Source organism: Marinomonas mediterranea MMB-1, from assembly GCF_000192865.1.
Taxonomy (GTDB): Bacteria; Pseudomonadota; Gammaproteobacteria; order Pseudomonadales; family Marinomonadaceae; genus Marinomonas; species Marinomonas mediterranea.
The window spans coordinates 4,295,151-4,321,920 of sequence record NC_015276.1 but is presented as its reverse complement, the minus strand read 5'-3'; the positions used below and the strand labels follow the sequence as shown (position 1 = coordinate 4,321,920).

Sequence of the window (26,770 nt, the reverse complement as noted above, 5' to 3'; positions counted from 1 at the left end):
AAGAAAGCGACTAATTGTTTCGAGTGTTTATTTTGATGGTCGATAATTCGCACTGAGTATATAAATTTCAGCAGCGTAGTCTATTTCATGAGCAGTATATCTATGGATTTAAGTTCTATAACCAAGCAGTCCTCCAGTGGTTCTTCTGGATCGTCTAATAATCAGTCTAAGATCGAAAAGTTAGAGGCAAAGGTAAAATAACTAAGAGAGCAGCTCGCTAGTGCGGCAACAAAGTCAGGGGCTTCTGAGACTGACACGAGCAAAACGGACCTGATTCAAAAGCAAATTACAAAGAGAAGAAGGCAAATGAAAGCAACACTTATTCCAATAAACAATCAAATGAAACGAGTGACGCTAAGGAAAAGAAAAAAGACCCAGATGGAAAAGTGGGCTCTAAAGTGGATACGTTTGCTTAAGGAAAGTGTGAAACAGCGTGTTGATAACGCCTCTTCACTCTCGCCTTAATAGGTTGTTTCTCTGATAAGACTGAAGCTCATAAGACTGATTCGTACCTTCCTTAATAAAGCAACATCGTAGGTAGGGCGGATGTCTTATTCAGATGAACATGCCCATGCCTGCGACCTTGTGTCGTCAGTCATTTTATTTATCGTCTTATCTTGGTTTGTTCTATCTTGGTTTTTCCTACCGTACTTTGCCTCATCGCATTTTTTCTTGTGAGTGCGGCGTCACTAGCGTCCTTTTTGTCGTGTTCATAATGTAACTATCGGTAAGGGTTAATAATGTTATGTATGGAGTGCTTGTAAATTGGGTAATACCCGAGTAAATCTTGTTCAATGGTACTCAGCGCTTTGTAAATAAAGTATCGTTAAGGCGCAAGAAATTGTTTATGAAGGTATATAAACAGCAAAGGGGGAAGAGTGGAGCCAGCAATAAGCGACCAATTAGACCGCAATACGTCTACAAGTCAGAAGTCAGGACGTCTTGAGGCGCTCCATCTTCTTTATAAAAATAACATTTTGGGCCTTGGCGTCACTCAGATCGTCGCACTGATTCTAGTGTTTGGATTTGAACACCCCAATGACATGACGCAACGTCTGATCTGGCTGTGCGCAATGACGGCTATTTTGGCGGTCAGGCTAACGGACTACTTTTGCTATGTAACGGCACGCAAACGCAGTCAAGCCGACCTTTACTCACGATTTATTAAACGCTTTTCGTTCAATCTTGTGCTTACGGCACTGGCTTGGAGCGTCTATGGTATTTGGTTTCACGAGACGGCCACCTTCGTCTCAAACATATCGACTGTCGTAATCTTGGCGGCCTTTGCTGGCGGGTCCGTTAATTTTTTATCCAGTAACCGCATTCTTGCAGTGACCTATTCAACACTGGTATTGCTTCCCTATTCCGTAGTGTTGATATTTTCAGCCGCATCTGGCTTTCATATGTTTGGCTGGCTTGGTGCTTTTTTTACATTTGTTATGTGTGGGAGTGCGTTTAATGCATCTCATTTTACAAAACAGGCGATAGCTCATAAATATCAAAATCAGCATTTGATTTCTCACATGGAAAAAGAGATTGAAGATCGCACGAAACAGCTGGACCGACTTTCACGTTTTGACTCTCTTACCAATCTCCTAAATCGCTATGGCTTCTTAAAAGCGCTGAAGCGTGTTCAGATAGAGAATGAACACTATTCTCTGATGTTTATGGATCTCGATGGATTTAAATCCATCAATGATCGCCTTGGGCACGCTGTTGGCGATGATCTACTCCAACAAGCTGCAGCACGCTTAATGTCATCGTTAAACGAACGTGACTTGGTTGGCAGATGGGGGGGCGACGAGTTTCTCGTACTTACATTAGACCGTGAGGGTTTAGAGCAGAAAGCCAATGGTCTGATTGAAGACATTTCTCGCCCTTATGTGATTAATCGGATGAACTTGTCCATCGGGGTAACGATTGGGGTCGCCCATTACCCCGAACACGGCCGTTCATACGACCTATTAATACAAAATGCTGACATTGCCATGTATCAACAGAAGAAGGCCGAAAAAGGGCAAGTGGGCTTTTTTAGTCAGGCAATGTACGAGAAATACACCCGTGAGTTGACCCTTAAAGACCAGTTAGAAGATGCGATTCTCAATAACCATCTTGAGCTGTATTATCAGCCTATTTTTGACGCTCGTACCAAGGAAGTTGTTTCATTCGAAGCGCTTTGCCGTTGGCAGCTTGACGGCGAGTTTATTCCACCGGATGAATTTATTGTCATCGCGGAGCAGCATGGGTTAATACAATCTTTAGGGAATTGGGTACTCAAAAGAGCGTGCGAGGACAGCGTTTCATTGAGCCAGATGTACCCCAGTGCTGCGATCGGGATTAACGTCTCGGTCATTCAGTTTCAGGACGACGAATTTGTTGAGCTGATCGAAGTCGTTTTGGCTGAGGTGGGTGTTAGTTCCGCTAACATTCATTTGGAGCTGACGGAGTCGGTTTTTGCAACCGATAAAGGCGGGTTGCTTAAGCGCATCGAGCGGGTTCGTGAGATGGGTATTAAAGTTTCACTCGATGATTTTGGAACAGGCTATTCATCATTGTCAGTTATTCAGGATATCGGTGTCGATGTCATTAAAATTGACAGAGCTTTTATCAATAACATATTTAAAAATGGCTCAGCCATTATTGGCGCTGTTGCTCATATGTCTCAATCTATGGGGCAGGGCGTGGTTGCCGAAGGTGTGGAAACGCAAGAGCAGGCTGACCAACTGATCGCCAATGGTATTTATCATCATCAAGGTTTTTTATATAACAAACCTATGCCGCTTAGTGAGCTAATGGCACGACATTGTTAATAACGTTGAGCATAACCTAACGATTTATCCCAACTTTGTTTCAAAATGCACTTTTTGGCATCAATGGGGATAACTTTAAGAGGCTGCTTTCAGAGATAGCTTTTCAGTCTATTTCTAGGTTTGCTCATTGCGGTTTAACAGTGTTAAGGCGTCATCAGCAGTGGAGAAGAAGCGTTTTTCTCCTATGCTCTCCATTAGGCCGCTGTCTCTTATTTCATCCATGACGGTATTTTTTAGTGCGCAAAAGTAGAGTGAGCACCCTTCCTCTTCTAATCGATGCGCTTCTCGCTCTAGCATTTCTGCGCCGGATAGATCAATAAAGTTGATGCCTGGCCCATGTATCAGTATGTGTTTTAAATGGGTGTTGGCTTTTTGTCGACGCTGAATTTCTTTCTGGATGTGATTGACGGCGCCAAAAAAAATAGAACCATCGATACGGATGATTTTGAGGTTTTCCAGTTCTTCTAAATCGAAGCGTTCGACACTTCGAAGATCGATGCTCGGCGTATATTGCTTAGGTGCGACATCCATAACGCGGGGCTGGGAGGTACGCTTTAAATACATTAATAAAGAAACCAGTACGCCGAGATAGATGGCAAATTCGAGCGCCATAAATAGGGTCGCGAAGAAAGTTACTAATAGAACGATCGATTCCTGTCGATTGCGTTTGAAAATATGATGGATGTGTTTCGTATCAATCAAATTCCATGCAATGAGCATAATGGCGCCGCCCATGGCTGAGAGCGGTAAAAAAGCCGTGATGTTTGGGACAAACCACAGAACAAGCACCAATAAGCATGCCGTAAATATGGCAGCAAGTGGTGTTTTAGCGCCTGCGTCGTAGTTCACGCCTGATCGAGTAAAAGAGCCAGAAGCCGCGTGGCAAGAGAAAAAGCTCCCCAGCATGTTTGCCAACCCTTGACCAATAAACTCTTGATTACCGTCTATTCTTTGCCCAGATTTAATGGCAATGGCTCGGGAAATAGAGACCGCTTCTACTAGACCTAGTATCGCCAACGCCATTGCGCCGGGTAAGAGGGCACTGACCATCTCTTGTGACCAATTTGGAATGTTAAAAGCGGGTAATCCTGATGGCATGGCTCCTACCATACGGACATCATGCGCGGTGCCTTGAATAAAAAAGCACACAGCGATGCCTCCAAGCATACCTAATAACATGGGAGGTATGGGGGATTTTAAACGTTTTGCGATTAGTGCGCAGAACACGGTACTTGCGGCAATAGCAAGGTCGTACAGGTTTAGTTGAGGTAGGGAGTGAAAGAGTTGATCCCATGTCTCCAGAAACGACAAACCGGACTCAAGAGAAACACCCATAACGTATTTAAATTGACTGGTCGCGATCAAAAGAGCCGCGCCTGCCGTAAAACCGATGACAACCGTATGTGAGATAAAATTAACTAAAATGCCCAGCCGAGCAATACCCAAACCAAACTGAATTAAACCGACGAGAAAGGTAAGTAATAGCACAGCGGAAATGAAGTCTGTCTGTGTGCTTTCCGCCACACTGCTGGCGACACTCAAAACGACAATAGAAATTGCGGCAGCGGGGCCTGAAATGAGGTGCCATGACGAACCAAATAAGGCCGTTACAATAGGGACAATAATGGCCGTGTAAAGACCGTACTCCGGCGGCACTCCTGCAATCAAGGCATACGCCACACCTTGAGGAAGAACAACGACTAAGCCCGTTAAGGCTGCTAAAAAGTCAGCGACGAGTGTTTTCGAGGTCGAGGCTTTTAACCAACGAAAGAAAGGCAGATGTTCTACCATCTTTGCGCGCGTGCTGTTTGAAAGAAAGGGCGTATTGCTGCCTCGTTGACTCACGCTGATCTCCTCGACCACAAAAATGCGATATCTGAATACAAACAATCGGCCTTTCTGTGTTTAGTCATTTTGTGAATGTATCCAATCTTTGAACGTTTTAACAATAGGGTCTTCTACCAACGGCTGTGGAACGACGGTAAAGTAGCCATAATGAGATTGGCTTCGGAAGGCTTGCAAGCCCACCAACATGTTCTTGTCTATCATATCGTCGATCAGTGATCCCCATCCAAGAGCAAAGCCTTGGCCTGCAATCGCCGCTTGAACCAAAAGCGTATAATTATCGAATTCCATTACTGAATGAGAAGGTGACCACGACGTGTTGTGTTGCTGAAAAAGTGTCTCCCACGTCATCCACTTTTCTTCGTCACCTGCATTTAACTTTAACAGTGGAACCCCTGTGATTTGGTCGAGGTCTGTAATTGGACCGACCTCTTCTAATAACCTTGGACTGCAAATCGGGTACACATCTTCTTCGAACAATTTATCAGTATAAAAACCACTGTGTACGCCATTACTAAACACAATGGCTAAATCCGCATCTGATAAGCCGATATCCACATTGCTTTGAGCGGTATGTAAACGAATATCAATATCAGGGTGACGCTTTCTAAAATCGGGCAGTCTGGGCAGCAACCAGTAAGCGGAAAAGGCAAAATCGGTCGCGACATTGATGCGTGGCGTCTTATTTTTTTTGCGGATATAGGTCACCGTTTTACGAATTTCGCCAAAACTTGCTTGTGTCGTTTTTAGTAAAATATGACCTGCATCCGTTAATTCGACTCCTCGATAGACTCGCTTAAAAAGAGGAGTCTTCAAATACCCTTCTAACGCTTTGACCTGCTGGCTAATAGCGGGTTGAGTCGTGCCCAATTCTCGGGCCGCTGCAGTAAAGCTTAAATGCCTAGCAGATGATTCAAAAACTACCAGCATTTGTAAAGGGGGCATGTCGCTTTCAGTTAGCATTAGTTCAGCTTATCTCAGTCATTAGATTTTAGTCGGTTTACAGTACTAAAAATAAGATTCAGTCTAGGTTATATCTATTTTATGACTAATGTCTTCGTAATTTAAATATTATTTTATCTTATTTTATTCTTTGTTTTGAGGTCTTGCTGAATGGCGAATCAACAATCAAATATTTTATTCATTATGGCCGATCAAATGGCGGCGTCCGCGTTGCCTATGTATGGTGGCAAAGTCGCGAAAGTGCCGAACTTACAAAGACTTGCGGATCAGGGCGTCGTATTTGAATCTGCTTACTGTAATAGTCCACTTTGCGCGCCGTCGCGATATGTCTTAATGACGGGGCAGCTACCGACTCGCATTGGCGCTTGGGACAATGCCGCCGACTTTCCTGCGGACATTCCAACGTTTGCACATTATATGAGAGCGAGTGGCTATCAAACGGCCCTATCGGGAAAAATGCACTTCTGTGGCCCAGATCAATTGCATGGTTTTGAAGAGCGTCTGACGACGGATATTTACCCCGCCGATTACGGTTGGTTCCCTAACTGGGATGAGCCAGACGTACGCCCAACTTGGTATCACAATATGTCGTCTGTGACACAAGCGGGAACGTGCGTGCGAAGCAATCAGCTCGATTTCGATGATGAGGTGGTGTTTCATGCCCAACGTTATCTTTATGACTACGCACGCGGTAAGCAAGATAGACCGTTTTGTTTAACGGTTTCTATGACGCACCCGCATGACCCGTATGCGATCACCCAAGAATATTGGGACCGTTACGATCATGATGAGGTCGATTTACCAAAAGTGAGAATGCCTGAAGCAGATCAAGATCCGCATTCTCGTCGTCTTCAGGGTGTGTTTGCGTATTACGACCAAGAGATTTCTGACGACGAGATACGTAACGCAAAGCACGCTTATTATGGCGCGTGCAGCTATGTTGACGACCAAGTGGGTCAGCTGCTTAAAGCGTTGAAGGATTGTCGTTTGGACGAGAACACCATCATTGTATTCTCCGGTGATCACGGCGACATGCTAGGCGAGCGCGATCTTTGGTACAAAATGTCTTACTTCGAAGGTTCTGCGCGCGTGCCTATGATTGTTTGCGCACCTGATCGCTTTAAACCAAAACGCGTTAAAGAGTCTGTATCGACCATGGATTTATTGCCAACGTTTGTCGACTGGGCAACGCATGGCGAGGGTGTGGATTACGCTATGCCGATTGATGGTCGTAGCCTTGTTCCACATGTGGAAGGCAAAGAGGGTGGCCATGATGAAGTGATTGGCGAGTACTGTGGCGAGGGTACGATTGCTCCCTTGTTTATGATCCGTCGCGGGCAGTACAAATACGTACATTGTATCGCTGACCCTGATCAGTTCTACGACCTCGAAAAAGACCCTCTTGAATTGAATAATTTGGCGACTAATCCAGAGTTTGCTGATATTACCAACGCGTTTCGTGAAGAAGCACTACAGCGTTGGGATTCCAATGCAATATCACAAGCGGTTGTTATTAGTCAGCGTCGCCGCCGTCTTATTGTGAAAGCATTTGGTGAAGGGAATTCGAAAATTGCTTGGGATCATCAACCGATTTTTCAGGCCAGTGAAATGTATATGCGCAACCACATTGATCTGGATGATCTAGAGGCGAAGTCTCGCTATCCGAAAGTACAGGGAAGGTACGAATAAGTCTTATGAGCTTCTTAATTCTTGTTAACTTTCTTGCCAATATGCTCAATATTGGACAGCGGCATTTGTCTCCAGACACTTGCCTCGAATAAAGAAGAGTTATCACACGCTGAAGCCAGTGGACTTGTTCACACCTTCCCTAGCTTCCCTAGCTTTCGAAGCATTTTAAATAATAAGAAAGACCATTCACTATCATAAAAGAAACGAGGAACCGAGTAATGAAGCAGTTTAGTTTATGCAAACGTGTTCTACCGGCAATAGTGGTGTCGGCGGTGTCTGTCAGTGCGATGGCGGTAGAATCAGAACAATGTAAAACCGTAACTTTAACGGACCCAGGTTGGAGTGATATCGGCGCCACCAACGCGTTGGCGACGACCGTTTTAGAAGCGCTAGGTTACAAAACCGATATCAAGCTGTTGGGTGTTCCGATTGGGTTTGAAAGCGTGAAAAACGGCGAAATTGACGTGTTCCTTGGCAACTGGATGCCTGCTCAAACGGCCTTTATTGAAAAATATAAAGGTGAAATTGACGTCGTTAAGACGAACTTGACGGGCGTCAAATTTACATTGGCCGTGCCGTCTTATGTCTATGATGCTGGTGTAAAGGACTTCTCTGATTTAAATAAATTTCCTCGTAAATTTAATCGCCGCATCTACGGTATTGGTGCTGGATCGCCAGCGAACCAGAACTTAATGAAGATGATCGAGAAAAATGACTTCGACCTCGGTAAATGGAATGTGGTTGAGTCGGGTGAGCAAGCCATGTTGTCTCAAGTGGCGCGCTCGGTGAAACGTGATAAATTCATTGTCTTTCTTGCGTGGGAACCACACCCAATGAATGTTAACTTTGATCTTAAATACCTGTCGGGCGGCGACGAGTATTTTGGTCCGAATTACGGTGGCGCGACGATCCATACCGTCACTCGTAAAGGTTATATGGACGAGTGCGCAAACACAGGTAAATTCTTCGAAAACCTAGAGTTCTCTCTCACAATGGAAAACACCGTTATTTCAATGACAGACGAAGGAATGTCGGCGAAGGAAGCGGCGCAAAGCTGGCTTAAGAAGAACCCAGCGGTGCTTTCATCATGGCTAGATGGGATTAAGACGGTTTCTGGTGAGCCAGCATTGCCAGCCGTAGAGTCAACGTTAGGTTTGTAATGTCAGACGGTTTGTCATGCCGTCAAACCGTTCACGAATTGTTGGCATCGCTCAGTAATAAGTGATGCCAACAGCACGTCTTTGGTCGCTACTATGTCCTCTTCTTTTGTGGTGGCGGCCAATTCTTAACGTTATTCTTTTCTCTTTTCTCTTTTCTCTTTTCTCTTTTCTCTTTTCTCGACGGCCGTTCGCCTTTCGTTTTCGTTCACAGCCTTAGCTGAGGACCTTTTCATGCAATGTCGAAAAGCCTTTAAGAACCCCTTCATACAGTTGGTCGATGACCGAGGTTGCTTCTTTAAATAAGGTATCTGGATCCTGATCACCAAGGCTTTGGTTCTCCGTTCCTTGGCGAATAACCCCTATAAAACTGGCAATGTGCTTTAGGCTTTTTTCTGAATAGTATTGGTCGAGGCCAACAAGGCGCGATTCGATACGCGATAGGGTGTAAAGCAGTTGCAGCTTTTTGTCTGCACTGAGTTCGTGATGGCTCGCGGCTTGAACAGACAGTGCTCGAATTTGGCCTATGGATTCCGTGAGTTCGGGGATATTGCGTACGAACTGTGCTGCCAATTCTCTTATCTTCTCATCTGGGTGGGTCGTCAATCCAAACTTGTCTGCAACGTCCCAAAGCGTGTCGAGTAATCGGGAAATGGCTCCAGAATGCGCTCGGAAACTTTCATTACTGGATTGCAAGTGTGTTTGAATCAGGCGTTGCCAGCGCAATTGTAGGGCTTTTGTGCCAAAGCCCTGTTTATAACTGTGTGTTTCCTCAAATTGCTGTAAAACAGTGAAACGGTGCTGAATGTCCGTCTCTAGCGAGGATAGTTTAGCTTTGTAATCTGCTTTACCATTCAAAAAAGCGGAGTGAAGGCCCCTATGTTGTTGAATTAGCTTAATGATACCGATTAACTGTTTGAGTCCTTCTAGACCGTTACTGGCGCGGGCCTTTGCCGCTTTTTTTGACCAGAGAGTAGTCAATAAGGCGAGCACTGACAGACCAATAATAATGACAATTGAAATAACAAGCGTCAGTGTCATACAAGTTCTCCTTGAGGTTTTAACCTCGATGAAAGCCATTCTAAATAGCGCACCATGTCTTTTGTGTCCTTGCTACTTTTTGAGTTTAGTTCACTTACGCCTGCGAGGTGCTGTAATCGCTGAGACATTTGTTCATTTGCTAAACGAAACTCATCCATAGTGGCGCGCGACATAACAACTTCTTCCTGAGTATCCTTTGCAGCGGATTCTATTGAGTTGAATGAGACGGTCACTAACTTAAGAGCTTGCTGTGCTTGCTCTGTCAGTGTTTCTAAATGCTGGCTGTTTTTATTTGAAAGTGAAACTCTTTGGTTCATGCTGGACACCAGCTCAGAGATATCCTGAGTCGCCTTGGCCGTATTATGGGCTAAGTTACGTACCTCATCTGCAACCACGGAGAACCCTCGTCCCGCCTCACCAGCTCGTGCGGATTCAATAGAAGCATTGAGTGCTAGAAGGTTAATTTCGGATGTGATGTCTCGAATACGCTCCACAAAAGAGGAAATTTCATCGGCACTTTGAGTAAGAGAACCAATGTGATCCTGATTGTGAGCCACCATCGTCCCTACTTCCTTTAGCCGATCTGTCAAACTGCTTAAAACCTCTCGGCCTTGTTGTGACTCTGACAGAGTGCTGAGTGCTTTGGTGCTTGTTCCGTCTAAACGGCTGGCGATATCAGTGATGGTGGTATTCATTTCCTCGCTGGTGGAAGCGAGAGAGTCGAGTGCGTGAAACTCTTGTTCTGCACCAGAAGCGACCTGAGAAGACGAGTTTTGCAGCTCTTTAGCTGTGTATTCGGCTTCCATTGAGCAGTTGTTTAGAAGCTCTTTTTTTCTGTCGAGATCTCTGAGCAGCCCATTTACAAGGTTTGCGACGTTGTTAAAGTCTTTATCTTGTTCACTTAGGGGGAGTGTTTGCTCCTCACGTTTCAGTGCTGCGATATGTTCGATTAATGAGCGAATTCTCATTCGGCTAAGTCGTTGACCTGAAACAAAGAAATAAGCAGACAATAAAAAGGCGATCAGCGGTAGGTCTGCGTCTGACGGCAGTGCGTGTATGCCCATATAGGGTGTACAGGCGCAAAATGTCAGCACGCTGAATAGCGCAAGTTTTCCGTTATCGGAAAGATTTGATAGAACGACAATACCAGGCTTTAGCAACATACCTTTTCTCCTAAGGTCTTTTTTAGTTCAAGTTAAGCAACAAGCGCGCCATAGTAAGAGTCGCAAATAGTATTGAATTGGCTCGTTTTGGTGTTTTTAGGTCGTTATTCGGTCGATTTAATCTATTTTGGATAGAAGTGAGCACGCAAATGGTGCGGTGCTAACTCGAGTTTAACGATTCGATATATTGGGAGTGAAGGAGGTCGGTTTTTGTGGCGTATAAGAAACGACACAATTACGCCCGTTTCCTTTTGCCTGATAAAGTGCATGGTCTGCTTTGCTTAATAAATCGTCAATGCTGCGGTTCTTTGCGTCATTGCAGACAACGCCAAAAGAGGCCGTAAATTGCACGTCTATTCCTGTGCTGCTAGGAGTCCTCAACTCCGATAGCGCTTGTCTGAGTGTTTTGGCTAAGCTAGCGGCTCGTTTTCGGTCTGACTGTGGTAGCAAAATCGTAAACTCTTCTCCACCAAATCTCCCTACAACGTCGTTTTTACCCACAAGAGAGCTAGCGCATCTCGCTAAGGCTTGTAAGACTCTGTCGCCTGTTTCATGGCCAAAACGGTCATTGATTTCTTTGAACCTGTCGATATCCAGCATCAAGATGGACAAAGGGTAGTTCTGTTCGATGGATTCTTGCAGACTAACTTCCGCTAATTCGAAGAAACGCCGGCGATTCACTAGGCCAGTGAGGTGGTCATAAAATGCCTGTTCTTCCAGCTTTCGTTGAGCAAGGCGATTTTCGATTGCGACGGAGGCTAACTTAGCGGCAAAGCTGATGAGTTCAATATCGTCGTCTGAGGGCGTTGCAGGTGCCTCATTGTAGATCGCGAACGAGCCTATAGCATGCCCTTTAGAAGACAAAATAGGTTCAGACCAGCATGACTGTACTCCGCCTATTTTTGCGAGATCAAGGTAGTCTCGCCAATATTCGTGGGTCATGATGTTTTCAACAATCACACGCTCACCCAAGTAAGCGGCGGTGCCACAGGAGCCTACACCTAGGCCTATGCTCATCCCACATACGGCTTGGTTATATTCTTCAGGAAGGCTTGGGGCGACACTTTTTACATATGTATTCCTGGCATTGTTTAAAAGAAGGATTGAGCATTTAAACCCTTTGCATGCTTCGTTTTCGATACGCCTGACAATTGAAGCCAAGACCTCATCCAAAGAGGCCTTGGTAAGCAGCATTTCGAGCATCCCATAACGCGTTTGCATACGACTCTCTATATCCGATAAAGCGGAAAGATCCACAAAACTGGAGATTCTGTAGTCACCGAGCCTCTCTATCTGTTGCAAGACTTGGCGTGTGCTGCCGTCGCGACAGGTGATTTGTGTCCTAATGCTTGGCACGGATCGCCCCTGCTGCCTATAACTGTCGATTCTTTGAATCCATTCTGCGGCGACATTCAGTCGAACGGCATCATCAGGGTAAGCTCGCTCGACCCAAGTTTGGAGCGTGGGTATTTCTTCTAATGCGTAACCAAAGGTGTCTTGAAAGGCCTTGTTAATAAATTCGATCTTACCTGTTTTACCGTTGAGATAGTTAATCGCGATCGGGGTGGCATCAATTACATGGCGAAACGTTTCTTCTCTATCCTGAGAGTACCTAGTAACCTGATTCAGTGATAACTGAATGCTTTGTTGCATGCAGGTCATGATGGCATCTGCTTTTTCTAAGTCTACAACATACAGTTCTAGTAGGCCGATCTTCTCGGAGTTATGAACGATGATCGATTCTATTTTATGCCGCTGTGAGATAGAGGAGGGAGCTTTTTCAGATCGAGCAGGCTGTTTAAGATAGGACGGTTTAAGTGCGCGTAGAGCAGGCTCGTTCTCTGGAAGGGTGCAGATTTCGTTGCCGTTTAGTGAGCGCAAGCACACCCACGAGTTGGTTGCCTCACAAAGATTGGAGATCGCTTGAAGTACTGTTGTGTCCGACAATCCGTGGCAGGAACAACTATGGTCGCTAGAGGTCTTTGAGCGAATCATACAAAGTAAGCCTGCTTGCTTGGGAAGACGCAAACAAGTCTACAACTTTTCTAGTAGACTTGTTCATACCTTCCTTAGCCAATTGTTATTTTGTCTTAATATAGAAATAGTATGAGATATTCACTCTAAATGGCAACTATAAAAGTGCTTAATTCGCAATGGGTTATGCTCGTACACTCTTCGTTATTAACCGTCGAGTTGGTTTGCATAATAAAGGTCAGAGGCAAAAAAGTCAGAGTTTGCGGCCGATAGCGTACTGTCTAGAAGCAAACTGAAACCGGCTCTTTCTGCTATTAAGTCATTGTTTTGGCTGGTATCTTTTTCTATTGTGACCGTATTCGAAACGCCAACATTGCCGAGTGCGTCGGATGCATTTACCACGACCGTAAGCGAGCCATCGTTTAAAGAACTCACATCAATGAAGGATTCAAAGTAACTCCAGCCACTTTCCTCTTCCATCGTAATGTCATTCGAAATGGACAGCACGTTGCCACTTGCGTCTGAAATGTCGATGGAAGTAACCTGGCCTCCTTCTTCTATCCAGCCTCCGACTTTTACATTACCTTGTTCGTCAAACGTGATGTTTTGGTCACGGTTTGCATCCTCAATAAAGGCTTCGATATCGGCGTTTAAGTCGAGTTTATAGATTTCAGTGCTGCTCGCGCTGTCAACACCTGAGTTGTCGCTGACGGTCGCTGTAATGAATGGATTCACAAGGGAGGTTTGAGCAAGTGTTGAGCCTTGTACTTGTGCGTCAAACAGGTAGCGGCCGGACGCATCTTGTGTCTCGCTGACCGTTGTCTGGCCGATCACCATGTCTTCAAGAGTGATCTGAACGGTATCGCCGGGGCGTGCATCACCCGATACCCAGCCAGAAATCGTCACCATTGCATCGGGGGCAGATTCTACCGAACTAATGATTTTGTCTGACGTAATGATGTCGACGTCTATGCTGGCATAGTACGTTTCTGGCACGTCGTTATTTGGCTCGCCGCTTTCAGGTTCGGTAGCTTCTGGTTCAGTTACTTCTGGCTCTGTCGTTTCTGGGGTAGTGTCTTCTGGCTCAGCCGTGTCGTCTGATGGTAGTTGAGCGTTCGGTTCAGATTCTTCAGGTGTGGTATTGCCTTGCTCATCTGGCACTACAGGGGTGGAGGTTGAACCCTGAGTAGGCACTGTGGCCGTTGTTGATTCAAAGGCAATCAGGGTTGTGTTCGCTTCACCGAAGCTTGTGTCGTCAAATGCGCTGCTTATCAATATGGGATTGAAGCCAGTGGTGTCATAGCCAAACGTGGGCAGCTCAATGTCATTGTTGTTGCTAATGGAAACAAACAATGGCGACTCTTCACTGTTAATCAGCCCTTCACCAGCAGCAGGAGCGTCTTGAATTAACGTCGGGTCTTCTCCCGCCAGAATAGCTTGTTGCAAAGTGTCTTCTGCTGAGATGCTGTTGGTTGCTTCTGCAATGACATCGTTATCAAAGCGATAGAGGTTGTCGCCTATTTCAACCGATGACTGGTTATTAACGAAGACTTCGGTTCCATCGTCAAAGACAATAGTCGCACTGCCGTTGCCTAATGCAACGACGGTTTCTCCGTAATATATCGAATCCTTGATGTTTAACGTTCGCACTTGTCCATCAATAGAATGAACTTCGACAGTGCCAGATACTTGTTGTGCATATCCGATTGCATTGCCTAATGTTGCGAAAGTTATTTGATTACTGTCCACGATAAAACCTATTAAGTTGCTATTTCACTATTAGGTTACTGTAGGATCAAGCTGCCATACTTACTATTGTACCTTGGTACATTTTTACACTCTTATAACAAATGGTATTTTTTGTTCACATAAGTCAACGTATTATGAAACGTGTCTATTTTGAAGTGTCTATTTTGAATGAGCTCGCCAAGCGGAATAAATAGGAGAGTCATGCAGCTGCTCTTAAGTAAGTTATTAACGCCTTTAGCGCAAGCGAACCATATTAAGCGCCGTCGCCTGCATGCCTTGTTCGATCTATATGCATCGCGGTCTTTGTGTTTGGTGTGCGCGCCTGCTGGGTTTGGCAAAAGTTCAGCGGTGTCGATGTGGGCGGAGCAACAATCTCGCTCACTGGCATGGCTGTCTCTCGATGTATCAGAGCGAGAAGCGTCGTCTTTGCTTCGGTATATGATTGGCAGTTTGCAGACACAATCACGAGAACTAGGAGCAGAAGCGCTTGCTATTCTCGACGGTCTTAGAGGAGCGATTGTCGACGATGTGGCAATCAGCTTGGCGAACGAATTGGCTTATTTATCGACGCCATTAACGCTCGTATTAGACGATTACCATTTGGCAGAAAGTGAAGAAAATAATCGTCTTCTAAATCTGATCGTCGAAAGTGCGTACCCCAATTTTCAGTTAACCCTCATTACAAGAGAAGAGCCAAATCTGCCTTTGTCGAAATGGCGATTACGCGGTGTGTTAGGTGAAATTCGAACGCAAGATCTGCGCTTTAATCAGAACGAAATTATTGCGTTCATGGAAGAGCGTCAAAGCGATCCTCTCCCCGAGTATCTGGCTGAAAAGATCGAATTGGTCACAGAAGGTTGGGTTGCAGGCCTTCAGCTTAGCAGTTTGAGCGGGTTCGATTATGCAACATTACCGTCTTCAAAGACGGCCTTGCATATGTTTGATGAAACCCATCGTTTTGTGGTTGATTATCTTGCTGACGAGGTGCTCGCTAATCTGAGTGAACGTACACGACGTTTCCTATTTAGCACGGCCTTTTTAGAACGCTTTAATGCGTCGCTTAGTTATGCGGTGACTGGCATCGATGCTTCGGAACAAATTTTACAAGAACTTGAGCAAAGCAATCTTTTTACCATGGCTTTGGATAATAAGCGTGAGTGGTATCGATATCATCATTTGTTTGCTCAAGCGTTAATGGCATTGTCGCCGCTTACCTCTCTGGACTCAGCCCATTTACATCGCAAGGCAGCGCATTGGTATCTAACGCACGATCTCTTGATCGAAGCGATTGAAGAAGCGTTTAAATCTCAGGACATAGCGTTTACCGCCAACCTGATCGCTCGTCATTGGGGTGTGTTGCGTAATCATACGCCAGAGTCTGTATTCTCGGTTTGGATGAAGCGACTGCCTGAACAAGCAATAATAGAACGCCCGTATTTGTGCGCGCACTACGCTCTGATTTTATTGTGTAGCCATGTCGAACAGTCCGCTTATTGGCTGCAAAAAGCGCAGCATGATCCAAATCCTGAGACGCGCGCGACAACCCGAGGATTGATCTCGATATGCGCGTCTTATCATGCGGCCACGCAAGGCGATGTGAACGTAAGTGTCGCCAAAGCGGAAGAGGCGATGGCGTATTTACCGATGGAAGAAACCATGTGGCATGGCGCCGCTGTTGCCTTAGTCGGAATTTCCTATTTTCAGCAAGGGCTCTTGACGAAAGCAATTGAAATGACTCGGCAATCTTTAAGCCGCATTGCCATGGCTGACGACCTGAGCGCCACGCTTTCTGTCTATTTTCTTCAGTCGAACTTTCTAAGTGCCAATGGGCAGTTGCGGCAAGCCGAAAAGGACTGTTGTTATGCTTTGTCCCTTATTGAACATGTGGCTTTTGCGCCTCAAGGCGCGGCTGACTGCCAAATCACACTTGCTGATTTATATTACGAGCGGAATCAGCTCAATAAGGCGCAACAAGCCTTGGATCAAGCGTTAGAGCTTGGGCCGCAAGCGGGGTTGGAGGAAGCGCGCTTTAGGGCTTCTCTTTTGTTGGCGCGTATTTGCTTTGCGAAGAACGATCTTTCCCAAGGGCAGATGTATTTAGACGAGGCTCAGTCATTAGTCAGACCGATGCCAACGCCCAGTTTAGTCAGTATCCATGACGTACGCTGGCATAAGCTGATTAAGCAACAGAAATACGATCAGTGCTTGGTCGATCTTGAAGAGCAGCAGCCTTGGTTTCATATGGACATTAACCTTGAGAACCGTACACGGCTGCAATTTCAGTTAAGAATTCGATTGCTCAAAAACGATGTGGATTTAGGCTTGCTTGATCAAGTCATACAAGCTCATCAAAAGTATTGTGCTGCTAGTCAGTTTGTTACTGATCAGATTGTGGGTGCGTTGTTGAGTGTGAGCTTATTGATTAAACAGATGAATGTCGCGCAGGCAATCAATCAATTGGAGAGTCTTGTCAATGAAGCCCTGCGACAGCAAGTCGTGCGATTGCTGATGGACGACAGCTTGATGCTGATTGTAGAGCCTTTTTTACAGTCGTGTAATCAGAAAGAGTACAAAGCAAGAGCCAAGACGCTGCTCGCGACGTTTACTGATATAAAACGAGGTGCATTGCCTGTTAAGCAAGGTAGAGAGGCAGAGCGTGAAACACCGCGATTGCCTGATTGTACTCGCCTGTTAGAACCGCTTAGTGAACGAGAGCAAGAAGTGTTGCAATGGCTGAATACGGAGCTGAGTGGCCCTCAAATAGCGGCTAAGTTATATGTCTCGCTTAATACGCTTCGAACACATACGAAGAATATATACATGAAATTGAATGTGAATAGCCGTCGTTCGGCCGTTGTGAAAGCAAATGAGCTTGGCTTGTTTTAATGCAGACTGGCTTTCATATATAGAGTCGCTTTAATACAGATCTACTTACTAAATCACATCATGTGGTGATGCCTCTCACCCTCATCCCTTTTTAAAATTTCCCCATTAATCGTTATTGAACTTGGGGAACAGAATGAAAGCAGCCGTTTTAAAACAGTATGGTGGACCAGAAAACATCGTAATCGAAGAGGTCGTCGTCGACGACTTACAGCCCACTCAAGTATGCGTGCAGGTGCAGTGTTCAACCATTGCATCAGGAGATCGACGTATTCGTTCGTTGGATGTGCCCTTTGGTTATCGGTTTCTCGTTCGGGCTATGTTTGGCCTGATCAAACCCAGGAAAGGGGTATTAGGTACGGAGCTCAGCGGTAAAGTCATTGCCAAAGGGGACGACGTCCACTGCTTTAATATTGGGGATAAAGTGATCGTCAATACAGGCGTTGCGCTTGGGGCGCACGCCCAGTTTGTAACAGTGGATAAATCTGCCCTGATCGTTCATCAACCTGACGTATTATCCGATGAAAAAGCCGCCGCGCTGTGCTTCGGCGGAATCACCGCGTTGGATTACCTGGAGCGAAGAGCCTGCCTTCAGCCCAATGAATCCTTGTTGGTGATTGGCGGCAACGGCGTAGTCGGATCTGCGGCGATTCAAATAGCGCGTGTTCTGGGGGCTCGTGTCGTCACGTCTGTCAGACGGCCTGAGCAGTTTGCTCGCGACCTTAAACGGCTAGGTGCTGACGAAGTCTTGTTGTCTTCTACTGCATTGCAGCGCCAGTATGATGTGATTTTAGATTGTACAGGAGCGTATCGAACGCGAGAGCTGACACGTTGCTTAAAACCGAATGGTCGTTTGGCCTTGATCGTATCGAATAACCTTTTTGCTGGATTGTGTTTACCCCTTATTCCGCTTGGTCAAGGCAAGCGCATCATAACGGGTGTTGCCTCTGAACGTGTTGACTATATGGAGCGTTTGGTTGGTCTAGCGCTACAGGGACGTTTTTCTCCGGCGATTTCGGCCACCTTTCCCTTTGAACATATTTCTGGCGCGCACGTGTTTGCCGATAAAGGAGGCGAGCTAGGCAGTGTGGTTGTGTCTATGTCGGTGCCGTCAATACGTGAAAATCAGAGAGAGATATTGAGGGGTTCAAAATGATGCTATCTGAACAACAACGAAAACAATATGCGCATGGGATCGGTGCATTGTATGTCGTATTGTTGGTGTGCGGCTCGTTCAGTTTGATGTATGTTCCTAGCACGTTGTTTGATCCGACGAGCGCGGCTCAAACTATCCAAAATATTCAGTCCGATCAATGGTTGCTACGGATGGGCATTGTCAGTGTTGGTTTCATCTTCATAACAGAGTTGTTTGTGTCTGCGCTCATTTACTTTTTATTTCGTTCGGTGAGTCCGCTGTTGGCGTTGACTGCGGCTTTTGCCCGTTTGGGAAATGCTGTGATGCAAGGCGCTAACTTATTGGCACTTGGGGGAATTTGTATATTAACGAGCGAAAATACGTCGTCTGAGTGGTTTGAAGCTCATCTTCAAGCGGACAATGTGATGTTGTTAATTCAACTGAATCAATTTGGCGAATTGATCTGGGAAATGTTCTTTGCTTGTCACTGTGTGATCGTTGGTGTGCTGATTTATAAATCGGGGTTTATGCCAAAAGTGCTTGGGGCTCTTCTATCTATTGCAGGTATTGGTTATGCGGTTCATGGCTTTGGTACGATGCTGTATCCAGCCTTCGAAGTTCTCTTCGATCAGGCTGCAGTCAGCGCAGCTATTATAGGTGAGCTACCTTTTATGTTTTGGTTGTTATTTAAGGGGGTGCGGCTTAAAGCACCTCTAAACTCTCTCTAACCCCCTCATCTCAAAAAAATCACTCATAATTATGTAAAGAATAAGAATCGGGAAAATAATCAGAACTTTTAAAATCGAGTTTTGTCTGATCACATTATTGTCATTTTTTAACATTCAAAAAAATTGAATGTAAGAGTCAAATCTATCCGATTTTTATTTTTTTTGGATCGATTATAGTAGTCGTTATTGAGAGACAACATACTTCAGACTTAAACAGGAACACGATTATGAACGTATCACTTATTCGCACAGTATTTAACTCTAACGCAGGTATCGCAAGTCTAATTCTTCGCTTGCCAGTGGGTATCATCTTTATGGCTCACGGCGCGCAAAAGCTATTTGGCATGTTTGGTGGTTACGGCCTTGAAGGGACAGGTCAATGGATGGCATCCATTGGCATGGAACCAGGTTATCTAATGGCGCTATTAGCTGGTGGAACTGAGTTCTTTGGTGGCTTGGCATTGGTGCTAGGTTTACTGGTTCGTCCGGCGTCACTTGGGTTGGCTTTTACAATGATCATCGCCATTGTGACCGTGCATTTATCTAATGGTTTGTTCATGGCGAACAACGGTTACGAATACGCATTGAGCCTTTTGGCAGTGACAGTGTCTTTGATCTTCAGTGGCGCTGGTTCTTACTCAGTAGACAGGGTGATTGCTGACAAACTGTAAGGTTTACGTTTTACCCTCTTTTCATTTTCCTTTGTGATATATCTTTGCCCGATTAAGTTTGCTTAATCGGGCTTTTTTTTGGGATTTAATTTTGCTTTAAATGCGTGAACAACCATTGCTGAAAAGCGTCAATTCTCGGATCAGTCGTCAGTGAATTAAGACCTAGCATGACGTAGTGATACCCCGTCTCGTTAAGTCCAAACGGCGCAATTAACCGATTTGAGGTGAGATCGTCGGCAATGATTGGCTGAGAGCCAATGGTCATCCCCAAATGACTTTGCGTGGCTTGTAGCGCATAGAAAAAATGGTCGAAGTATTGTGACGCTTGTTTTGGCGAAGCTTGTTTTTTTGACTGTTTTTTGGGCGGTTTCTCGGGCTGTTTTGGCAATTTTTCTGGTGGCTGTTGTTCGGGATGTTGTTCGGTATGTTGTTTGATTTTTTGTACTGGCACAGTCACCGACTTTGTAGCATTGCGCCACTCTTCCCAAGCATTGGGACGTGTTCGGCTACGAAGTAATGTGGCCTTATCAAGGTTACTATCGATACTGCTCCAGTAGAGGGAAGTGCAAACTGGGCCAGACGTTTCTTCGAATAAGTCGGTCACTTGGTAATCGTCGGGAATACCGAAATCATTGCGGCGTATGGCGAGGTCACATCCGCTGGCAATTAAATCGATTGGACCGCCAGCCATTCTCAGCTCTACATTTAATTCAGGGTGCAAGGCGTGGAACTCTCCAAGCCTTGGCATGAGCCAACGCATGGCTAAACTCGGCTCGCAGGAAACCACCAAAAAGGGTGAGTGACTTTGGTGTCGCTGCATGTCTTCTGTCGTTTGATTCAGCTCATCTAAAATGCGCTCGGTGGTTTTAAACAGCCGCTGCCCTTCCGTAGTTAAAAATACCCGACGATTTCGTCTAGTAAAGAGCTTGATTCCTAGGCGTTCTTCGATGAGCAATACGGCACGACTAACCGCGCCATGGGTAACGTGCAATTCTTCCGCTGCTTTTGTAAAGCTCTGATGGCGAGCCGCCGCTTCGAATGCTGGCAGGGCACTTAATGGCGGCAATGAGCGCTTTCTGTGAAAATTACTCACACTATTTCCTATAAAAACTCGATTTTATTCATTAAATAAAGTGTTCATCCTTACATTATTCACAGAATATTGAGGTTTTCTATGTTCAATTTATCTATCGAGTTGTTTTCTGTCGTTGTGATTACGCTTTTAGCGGTGATCAGTCCGGGGCCGGATTTTGTGTTGATAACCAAGCTGGCTATCTCCAACGGAAGGCGGGCAGGAATTATTTGTTCCTTGGGTATCGGCGCGGGGATTTCTGTGCATTTGCTTTACACGCTGGTGGGGGTTGGAATGCTGCTTTCTGAACAAGTGTGGTTGTTAAATACGATGAAAATATTGGGAGCAGGCTACCTGTTATGGCTTGGCGGTAGTGCGTTGTGGCCAGATTTGAGAAAGATAATGAAATGGTGTCGATCGCATTTAGGCGAGCGAAACTCAGACGAACGAAGCTCGATAAACCCCGTCATTTCGAATGCCAGCCAGCCACTTGAACTGAAGACTCAAAAAGGCTTAAAAGCGTCGTTCATGTCGGGATTTATATGCAATGCACTTAATCCGAAGACGATGCTGTTTATTGTTGCTCTTTTTAGTCAAGTGATTAGTCTAGAGACAAGCATTGGCGTGCAACTAGTCTACGGTGTTTATATTGCGATCGCGCACATTATTTGGTTTTCACTCGTGGCGTGTTTGTTCACCACGAGTGCGATCCAGTCTCGAATTCAAAACGCTAAGCGTTGGCTAGAGCGATTGTCAGGCGGCGTTATGTTTTTGTTCGGGGTGAAATTGATGAGTCAGTAAAAACAGTGAGCCGACGAAAAGGCTAATAGACCACGCAGAACGAAAGTAATTTGCGTGGTTCCATTGATCACGAATGTGTTGCCAATCGTCTGGAAGATTTGCCGGGGCCCAAGATTCGGTATAGTAATTCAGCGGTAGGTTGACGTGTTTGGTGAACAGAATAATCCCGAGAACATAGCAAACCCCAAGTACACCCCAAAGAATAGCGGCTTTTTTACTGTTAGAAATAGACAACAAGGCACAGACAAACGGAGCGATACCAGCACCAAAAAAGCAGGTAAAGAAGCCAGCATGTCGAACATTAATGTTAAACAGCGATTGCACGGTCGCATACGTACTGCCATCCACTTGGAGCATGGCATAGTTAACGTTAAACGAATACGTCGCAAAGAAGCCAGCCATTAGCCCGAACAGTAACACGGTAATAATGCCTGACAGTGAACGAACAGTCGGTTTCATGATTAGAGCCTCATCCAACAAAGTGAAGGCATGAGTATTTCTCGTTTTTAGCGGTAGGGCATTATCATATGTTAAGAAAGTGACTTTTTTAGGCGAGAAAGTGACACGGGCGTAATGCCAATATAACTGGCGAGATGATGGGCCGGGACAGCGTTAATTAATGCTGGCTCATCGCGGCAAAGCGCTAAATAGCGTTCGGTTGCGGAGAGTTGCAGCAGTTCTTGCTCGCGCTTTAGTTTGTGAGTCAATAACCGTTCTGCCCAAAGGTGGTTGAAATTAAGCCACTCGGTCGAGTCTTCGAAAGCGCCTTTGAGTGATTGAAACGACCAACGTTGTCCGCTGATGGGCGTGACGGCTTCAATGGCGAACCCTGTTTTTTCTTCCCGTAAGCTCGATGTTACGGGCCAGAAAAAACTGTCTGGCGTGAAGAAGCGTTTATTGTGTTCCTGTCCGTCGCGATCAATGTAGTACATACGAACAATGCCGCTGTCGAGCCAAAACGCGGTTTTCCAAGCATCACTTGGATGATGAATGAGCGCGCCTTTACTTTTATTAAATGGCTCTGCGTATTCTAGCAAGGCGTTGCGTGTCTTTTGTGAAAGCGCGATAAACGCAGACGGGGATGTGGGTCGAATCGTGTTTGTCATCGTGTCTTCTTGCGTCCGCTCAAAGTTAAAGGGATCTTTAGGTTCGAACTGAGTCCTGTAATAGAGATTTTAGTGCATTTAACCCTTCCACGAATCTATTTTCGTCCGCGATTGCCATTAAGGAAAGCCGAACACTTGATTCGCCTTGCGTGTGGCTAAAAAACTGACCGCTGCTGATGATCAAGCCTTTGTCTTTGGCTACAGTCACGAAATCCCTTGCTTGTAAGCCGTCAGGTAGTGTTAGCCAAATATGATAACTGCTCGCTTGTGATGTGAGCGTGAATTCGTTGAGTACATCGGCGGCTATTTTTTGACGGCTCTCGGCGATGCGTTTCTGTAGCGATGCGTATTCAAACGCTTTTTTGGATTGTATCAAGCGGCTTGCAAACTCAAACATTAACGGCGCGGTTAACCAAATACTGGTTCTGATAAAGGACGCTAGGCGCTCGGTTTGAGAGGTTGGTGTTTTAATGTAGCCGCAGCGAATACCAGGGCTGATGGCCTTAGACAAACTGCTGACATAAAAACCTCTATCCTTAGATAGATTACAAATGGGTTCGATTTTTTCGTCGTTCAAAAACGCGTATAGGTCGTCTTCGATCAGCCAAAGTTGTTCTTTATTTATCACCTTCGCTAAGGCTTCTCTACGGGCTTTTGGCATGGTGATAGTGGTTGGGTTTTGGTGCGACGGAATAACAATCACCACCGCGGGAGCCTGTTCTCGACACGCTTTTTTCAATGCTTTAGGGCACATGCCTTTATCGTCCATTTCGACTTCTATAGAGTGCCTGCCTAGTGATTGGATGATGGACAATATGCCCGGATAGGTCAGCGCCTCTACGGCAATGTTGTCCCCCGGTTCTGAGTAGCATTGGATCAGAGTCGATAACGCATGTTGAGCGCCATTAGTGAGTAAGACTTGCTCAGGTTCGTCTATGTCTAAGCCATAGTGACTCATCCATGTTTTGCCCGCGTCTTTGTGAGTACGGTCTCCTGTTTCTTCAATATAACCGAATAAAGCCGGGTCATTGATATTGCTGAAGCAGTCCTTGAGTTCCGTGTTGAGAGAATCAAGGTGTTCACCGAGGCACGGTTGTAATATGGAAAAATTCCATTCATTCTGATCATGTCGTGAGCGGATGACGTGTTTAAGAGAGGCGTCTTTTTTGACGAAACTTCCTCGGCCAACATGCGATTCAATGTGACCTTGTTCAGCCAGAAGTTGATATGCTTTCGCGGCTGTCATCGGTGTGGTGCCGTATTCTTTCGCCAGTGCTCGATGGGTAGGGAGTTTGCTACTTTCTTTGTAGTGTCCTAATTCTATTTGGTTGCGAACTTTACGCGCTAGCGTTCGAAATTTTGCCTCGCTCAATGTATTACACTCATCTTGTTATCGTGGATTGGCATGAGTGTAACGGAAGGCCATCAAAATATCGATTTTGAAATTAACATAGGTCAATTTACTGTTTTGTATTGACATAGGTCAATTTAGGGTTTAATTTATTCAACACGTTCTAACACCACAAAGGAGAAGGTTATGCAAAAACAAAGAGTCGCGTTTATCGGATTAGGTGTAATGGGGTACCCAATGGCCGGACACCTTGCAAAAGCGGGTTACGATGTCACTGTTTATAACCGTACTTCGAGCAAAGCGGAGCAGTGGGCAGTGGATTACGATGGCAAGTTCGGCGTCACTCCGAGCCTCGCTGCAGACGGTGCCGATGTGGTGTTTGTGTGTGTCGGCAACGACAATGATGTTCGCAGCGTGATCTATGGTGATGACGGTGTATTGTCTTCCATGAAAGAAGGCGCTGTGCTCGTAGATCATACAACGACCTCCGCAAATCTTGCTCAAGAACTGTTTGACGCCAGCCAAAAGCAGGGTGTTGGTTTTATTGATGCTCCCGTGTCAGGTGGTCAGGCAGGGGCTGAAAACGGTAAATTGACCGTAATGTGTGGTGGCGAAGCGTCCGTATTTAATTCCGTCAAAGACATCATAGACAGCTACGCACAGCAGGTTCAGCTAATGGGAACAAGCGGCCAAGGGCAGCGAGCGAAGATGGTTAACCAGATCTGTATTGCGGGTATTCTGCAAGGTCTGAGTGAAGCCTTATTGCTAGCTGAAAAGGCCGAATTGGATGTGCCTCAAGTAGTGGAAACACTGCAACATGGTGCCGCAGGGTCTTGGCAGATGGTGAATCGTCTAGAAACCATGGCGCAGGACAAATTTGATTTTGGCTTCGCCATTGACTGGATGCGTAAAGACTTGGGTATTTGCCTTGAAGAAGCTGAGCGTATGAGCATCAATATGCCGATGACCAAAGAAACCGATGAGCGTTACGCTCGCCTTCAAGAACAGGGGCTTGGTCGCATGGACACATCCGTGTTGGTGAAATCTTTCAAATAACCTTTATGATTGTGTTATGGCATTGCTAATAAACTGAATAGCTATGTAGAACAAAAGCAGTGCCATAACGCGGTTGACCCATTTCATAACATTCGGATTCAACGCCGCTTGTTTCAGTTGATTTCCCGCCAGTAAATAACTCGTTGGTGCTCCAAAAGCCAGACAACCCAAAGCCAGCGACATCATGGCGATCATTATTCCTTCGACATGAGCCGCTGGAAACTGAACCGTCGCCACGGGCAGAATCACCACCGGTGCTTTCGGGTTGCTCAACTGCATAAGTAAGCCCGTCGAAAAGCGCATATTGGTCGTGTCCGAGCTAATTGCAACCGATGACTTAAAGCTCGCTTTCATGACCTTGTAACCAAGGTAAGCGATATAAAGCCCCCCTAGTATCGCAATCACACTTTGCACCGACTTAGGGATAATGGTATTCCCCGCGTAGCCTATCCCGATAAACATGATGGCCATCGCACTGCCGACGCCAGCACAGAAACGCAGTGCCCGCCAGCTTTCGCCACGAATACCCGCAAACAATGAGATCATATTAACGGGACCTGGGGTGTACATGATGCCAAAGGCGAATATAAAAATTTCCAGCATAACGATTCCTCTAATGCAGGCAATTACCGTCGTTAATGACGACAGGCAATGGCTACAGATAATGAAAGTATAAAAATGGAGGTTTGATCAAAAACGCGTTACGGCGACAAAATGAGCCGTTGATATTGATAAGGCGTCATCCCAAATACGGGTTTAAAACGTCGATTAAAGTGGCTTAAATCGTTGAACCCAAATGTATTTGCAACGTTTGAAACGGGTATGCCACTTTTGAGCGCTTGTCTGGCACGGTTAATTCGTATGTTTAACCAATACTGATGTGGCGTCATACCAGTATAGTCTTTGAAGCTTCTTAAAAAGTGGAACTTTGACAAACAGGCAACCTGACACAACTCGTCCAGCGCCACCTCTTTGGTGTAGTTATCTTGCAAGTATTCTTTCGCGTTGTTGAGTAGGCGATGCATCCGTGAAGCGGGTTGTAAGACACTTTGTTCTTGCATAGGAACCAACTGCTCCGCCAGTTCGAACAGCCCGGATTCGTACTCGCTGGACGTTGTGCCGTCTGATTCGATTAGCGATGCCAATCGTAGAACCTGATCGCGTAATGTATCCTGTTGACTGACCGTATTCTTGACGCGAAAATGCTCTGGATGTGGCATGCCTAATGCACTCAACGCAGGTGTCAGTTGTTCTGGTTTAACGTACAGCATTTTGTATTCTAAGGCTTTGTCTCCACCTGACTCCCCATCGTGTGCGTCGTCTGGATTCAGAATGATAACACTGCCTGGATGGCTTTTATGGAATTGGCCGACGGCAAAAAAATCTTGTCGCCCTCTGAGTGTGACACCAATCGAAAACTCTTCATGGGCATGTTTGCCATAGGTGAAATCGGTCATAGAAGCGTTGAGCAGGACAATATCGTCTACAGCACTGCTTTTAGCGAACTGAAATCGATTTTGATCACTGCATTGACTCGACATGCGAACCTCTCACTGTTCTTTCTATTGAGTAGGTA

General features: G+C 45.7%; 21 protein-coding genes. 9 read left to right on the top strand and 12 right to left on the bottom strand.

Annotation, left to right across the window (positions count from 1 at the left end):
* Nucleotides 1–878 precede the first annotated feature (878 nt).
* Complete coding sequence (locus MARME_RS19700) at nt 879–2,810, top strand: putative bifunctional diguanylate cyclase/phosphodiesterase (RefSeq protein WP_013663031.1); 1,932 nt, start codon at nt 879–881, stop codon at nt 2,808–2,810.
* 114 nt (nt 2,811–2,924) lie between these two features.
* On the opposite strand, the gene MARME_RS19695 is transcribed toward MARME_RS19700, so the two are convergent.
* Together MARME_RS19695 and MARME_RS19690 are read right to left on the bottom strand one after the other, a co-directional pair.
* On the bottom strand, nt 2,925–4,655 hold the full coding sequence (locus MARME_RS19695) for a SulP family inorganic anion transporter (protein WP_013663030.1): 1,731 nt from the start codon (nt 4,653–4,655) through the stop codon (nt 2,925–2,927).
* 60 nt (nt 4,656–4,715) lie between these two features.
* Nucleotides 4,716–5,618 (bottom strand): LysR substrate-binding domain-containing protein, encoded by a 903-nt coding sequence (locus tag MARME_RS19690; RefSeq protein WP_013663029.1) that lies wholly within the window; start codon nt 5,616–5,618, stop codon nt 4,716–4,718.
* Nucleotides 5,619–5,768: 150 nt separating this feature from the next.
* On the opposite strand from MARME_RS19690, the gene betC reads away from it, so the two are divergent.
* Both betC and choX read left to right on the top strand, forming a co-directional pair.
* Entirely contained in the window at nt 5,769–7,307 is a 1,539-nt protein-coding gene (gene betC, locus MARME_RS19685) for a choline-sulfatase (RefSeq protein WP_013663028.1), read from the top strand.
* Between the two features lie 218 nt (nt 7,308–7,525).
* Nucleotides 7,526–8,467: a choline ABC transporter substrate-binding protein gene (gene choX, locus MARME_RS19680; RefSeq protein ID WP_013663027.1), complete on the top strand. Its 942-nt coding sequence runs from the start codon at nt 7,526–7,528 to the stop codon at nt 8,465–8,467.
* A gap of 213 nt (nt 8,468–8,680) precedes the next feature.
* On the opposite strand, the gene MARME_RS19675 is transcribed toward choX, so the two are convergent.
* The 4 genes from MARME_RS19675 to MARME_RS19660 form a co-directional block, all read right to left on the bottom strand.
* Complete coding sequence (locus MARME_RS19675; protein ID WP_013663026.1) at nt 8,681–9,505, bottom strand: hypothetical protein; 825 nt, start codon at nt 9,503–9,505, stop codon at nt 8,681–8,683.
* Nucleotides 9,502–10,668, bottom strand: coding sequence for a methyl-accepting chemotaxis protein (locus tag MARME_RS19670; protein WP_013663025.1), 1,167 nt, complete (start codon nt 10,666–10,668; stop codon nt 9,502–9,504). The genes MARME_RS19675 and MARME_RS19670 overlap by 4 nt, the downstream gene beginning before the upstream one ends.
* 171 nt (nt 10,669–10,839) lie before the next feature.
* Nucleotides 10,840–12,663 (bottom strand): sensor domain-containing diguanylate cyclase, encoded by a 1,824-nt coding sequence (locus MARME_RS21680; protein ID WP_013663024.1) that lies wholly within the window; start codon nt 12,661–12,663, stop codon nt 10,840–10,842.
* Between the two features lie 186 nt (nt 12,664–12,849).
* A complete protein-coding gene (locus MARME_RS19660) occupies nt 12,850–14,391 on the bottom strand; it encodes a retention module-containing protein (protein ID WP_013663023.1) in 1,542 nt (513 codons plus the stop codon).
* A gap of 201 nt (nt 14,392–14,592) precedes the next feature.
* Between MARME_RS19660 and MARME_RS19655 the strand changes: the two genes are divergently transcribed.
* From MARME_RS19655 to MARME_RS19640, 4 genes are all read left to right on the top strand, one after another.
* A complete protein-coding gene (locus MARME_RS19655; protein WP_013663022.1) occupies nt 14,593–17,277 on the top strand; it encodes a LuxR C-terminal-related transcriptional regulator in 2,685 nt (894 codons plus the stop codon).
* A 133-nt stretch (nt 17,278–17,410) separates the two neighbouring features.
* Nucleotides 17,411–18,430: a quinone oxidoreductase family protein gene (locus MARME_RS19650; RefSeq protein ID WP_013663021.1), complete on the top strand. Its 1,020-nt coding sequence runs from the start codon at nt 17,411–17,413 to the stop codon at nt 18,428–18,430.
* On the top strand, nt 18,427–19,137 hold the full coding sequence (locus MARME_RS19645; protein ID WP_013663020.1) for a DUF4386 domain-containing protein: 711 nt from the start codon (nt 18,427–18,429) through the stop codon (nt 19,135–19,137). Before MARME_RS19650 ends, MARME_RS19645 begins: the two co-directional genes overlap by 4 nt.
* A gap of 227 nt (nt 19,138–19,364) precedes the next feature.
* Nucleotides 19,365–19,808: a DoxX family protein gene (locus MARME_RS19640; protein WP_013663019.1), complete on the top strand. Its 444-nt coding sequence runs from the start codon at nt 19,365–19,367 to the stop codon at nt 19,806–19,808.
* 85 nt (nt 19,809–19,893) lie between these two features.
* Here the strand turns inward: MARME_RS19640 and MARME_RS19635 are convergent, their stop codons facing one another.
* On the bottom strand, nt 19,894–20,901 hold the full coding sequence (locus MARME_RS19635; RefSeq protein WP_013663018.1) for a LysR family transcriptional regulator: 1,008 nt from the start codon (nt 20,899–20,901) through the stop codon (nt 19,894–19,896).
* Between the two features lie 81 nt (nt 20,902–20,982).
* On the opposite strand from MARME_RS19635, the gene MARME_RS19630 reads away from it, so the two are divergent.
* Nucleotides 20,983–21,681, top strand: coding sequence for a LysE family translocator (locus MARME_RS19630; protein WP_013663017.1), 699 nt, complete (start codon nt 20,983–20,985; stop codon nt 21,679–21,681).
* Here the strand turns inward: MARME_RS19630 and MARME_RS19625 are convergent.
* From MARME_RS19625 to MARME_RS19615, 3 genes are all read right to left on the bottom strand, one after another.
* Entirely contained in the window at nt 21,634–22,140 is a 507-nt protein-coding gene (locus MARME_RS19625) for a DUF1772 domain-containing protein (RefSeq protein ID WP_013663016.1), read from the bottom strand. The genes MARME_RS19630 and MARME_RS19625 overlap by 48 nt on opposite strands.
* A gap of 71 nt (nt 22,141–22,211) precedes the next feature.
* The gene (locus MARME_RS19620) at nt 22,212–22,787 is read right to left on the bottom strand and encodes a Crp/Fnr family transcriptional regulator (RefSeq protein ID WP_013663015.1); all 576 of its coding nucleotides are present in this window, start codon (nt 22,785–22,787) and stop codon (nt 22,212–22,214) included.
* A 37-nt stretch (nt 22,788–22,824) separates the two neighbouring features.
* Nucleotides 22,825–24,159 carry an aminotransferase-like domain-containing protein gene (locus MARME_RS19615; protein ID WP_013663014.1) on the bottom strand — a complete coding sequence of 445 codons (1,335 nt, stop codon included), beginning with the start codon at nt 24,157–24,159 and terminating at the stop codon, nt 22,825–22,827.
* Between the two features lie 126 nt (nt 24,160–24,285).
* On the opposite strand from MARME_RS19615, the gene MARME_RS19610 reads away from it, so the two are divergent.
* Nucleotides 24,286–25,194: an NAD(P)-dependent oxidoreductase gene (locus MARME_RS19610; protein WP_223295063.1), complete on the top strand. Its 909-nt coding sequence runs from the start codon at nt 24,286–24,288 to the stop codon at nt 25,192–25,194.
* Nucleotides 25,195–25,197: 3 nt separating this feature from the next.
* Here the strand turns inward: MARME_RS19610 and MARME_RS19605 are convergent, their stop codons facing one another.
* Nucleotides 25,198–25,797: a LysE family translocator gene (locus MARME_RS19605; RefSeq protein ID WP_013663012.1), complete on the bottom strand. Its 600-nt coding sequence runs from the start codon at nt 25,795–25,797 to the stop codon at nt 25,198–25,200.
* A gap of 98 nt (nt 25,798–25,895) precedes the next feature.
* Entirely contained in the window at nt 25,896–26,735 is an 840-nt protein-coding gene (locus MARME_RS19600) for an AraC family transcriptional regulator (protein ID WP_013663011.1), read from the bottom strand.
* Nucleotides 26,736–26,770: the final 35 nt, after the last annotated feature.

Bases quoted from the DNA above. Each gene is read 5' to 3' on its own strand.
- MARME_RS19690 (WP_013663029.1), bottom strand. From the start codon at position 5,618: ATGCTAACTGAAAGCGACATGCCCCCTTTACAAATGCTGGTAGTTTTT.
- betC (WP_013663028.1), top strand. From the start codon at position 5,769: ATGGCGAATCAACAATCAAATATTTTATTCATTATGGCCGATCAAATG.
- choX (WP_013663027.1), top strand. From the start codon at position 7,526: ATGAAGCAGTTTAGTTTATGCAAACGTGTTCTACCGGCAATAGTGGTG.
- MARME_RS19675 (WP_013663026.1), bottom strand. From the start codon at position 9,505: ATGACACTGACGCTTGTTATTTCAATTGTCATTATTATTGGTCTGTCA.
- MARME_RS19670 (WP_013663025.1), bottom strand. From the start codon at position 10,668: ATGTTGCTAAAGCCTGGTATTGTCGTTCTATCAAATCTTTCCGATAAC.
- MARME_RS21680 (WP_013663024.1), bottom strand. From the start codon at position 12,663: ATGATTCGCTCAAAGACCTCTAGCGACCATAGTTGTTCCTGCCACGGA.
- MARME_RS19655 (WP_013663022.1), top strand. From the start codon at position 14,593: ATGCAGCTGCTCTTAAGTAAGTTATTAACGCCTTTAGCGCAAGCGAAC.
- MARME_RS19650 (WP_013663021.1), top strand. From the start codon at position 17,411: ATGAAAGCAGCCGTTTTAAAACAGTATGGTGGACCAGAAAACATCGTA.
- MARME_RS19645 (WP_013663020.1), top strand. From the start codon at position 18,427: ATGATGCTATCTGAACAACAACGAAAACAATATGCGCATGGGATCGGT.
- MARME_RS19640 (WP_013663019.1), top strand. From the start codon at position 19,365: ATGAACGTATCACTTATTCGCACAGTATTTAACTCTAACGCAGGTATC.
- MARME_RS19630 (WP_013663017.1), top strand. From the start codon at position 20,983: ATGTTCAATTTATCTATCGAGTTGTTTTCTGTCGTTGTGATTACGCTT.
- MARME_RS19625 (WP_013663016.1), bottom strand. From the start codon at position 22,140: ATGAAACCGACTGTTCGTTCACTGTCAGGCATTATTACCGTGTTACTG.
- MARME_RS19620 (WP_013663015.1), bottom strand. From the start codon at position 22,787: ATGACAAACACGATTCGACCCACATCCCCGTCTGCGTTTATCGCGCTT.
- MARME_RS19605 (WP_013663012.1), bottom strand. From the start codon at position 25,797: ATGCTGGAAATTTTTATATTCGCCTTTGGCATCATGTACACCCCAGGT.
- MARME_RS19600 (WP_013663011.1), bottom strand. From the start codon at position 26,735: ATGTCGAGTCAATGCAGTGATCAAAATCGATTTCAGTTCGCTAAAAGC.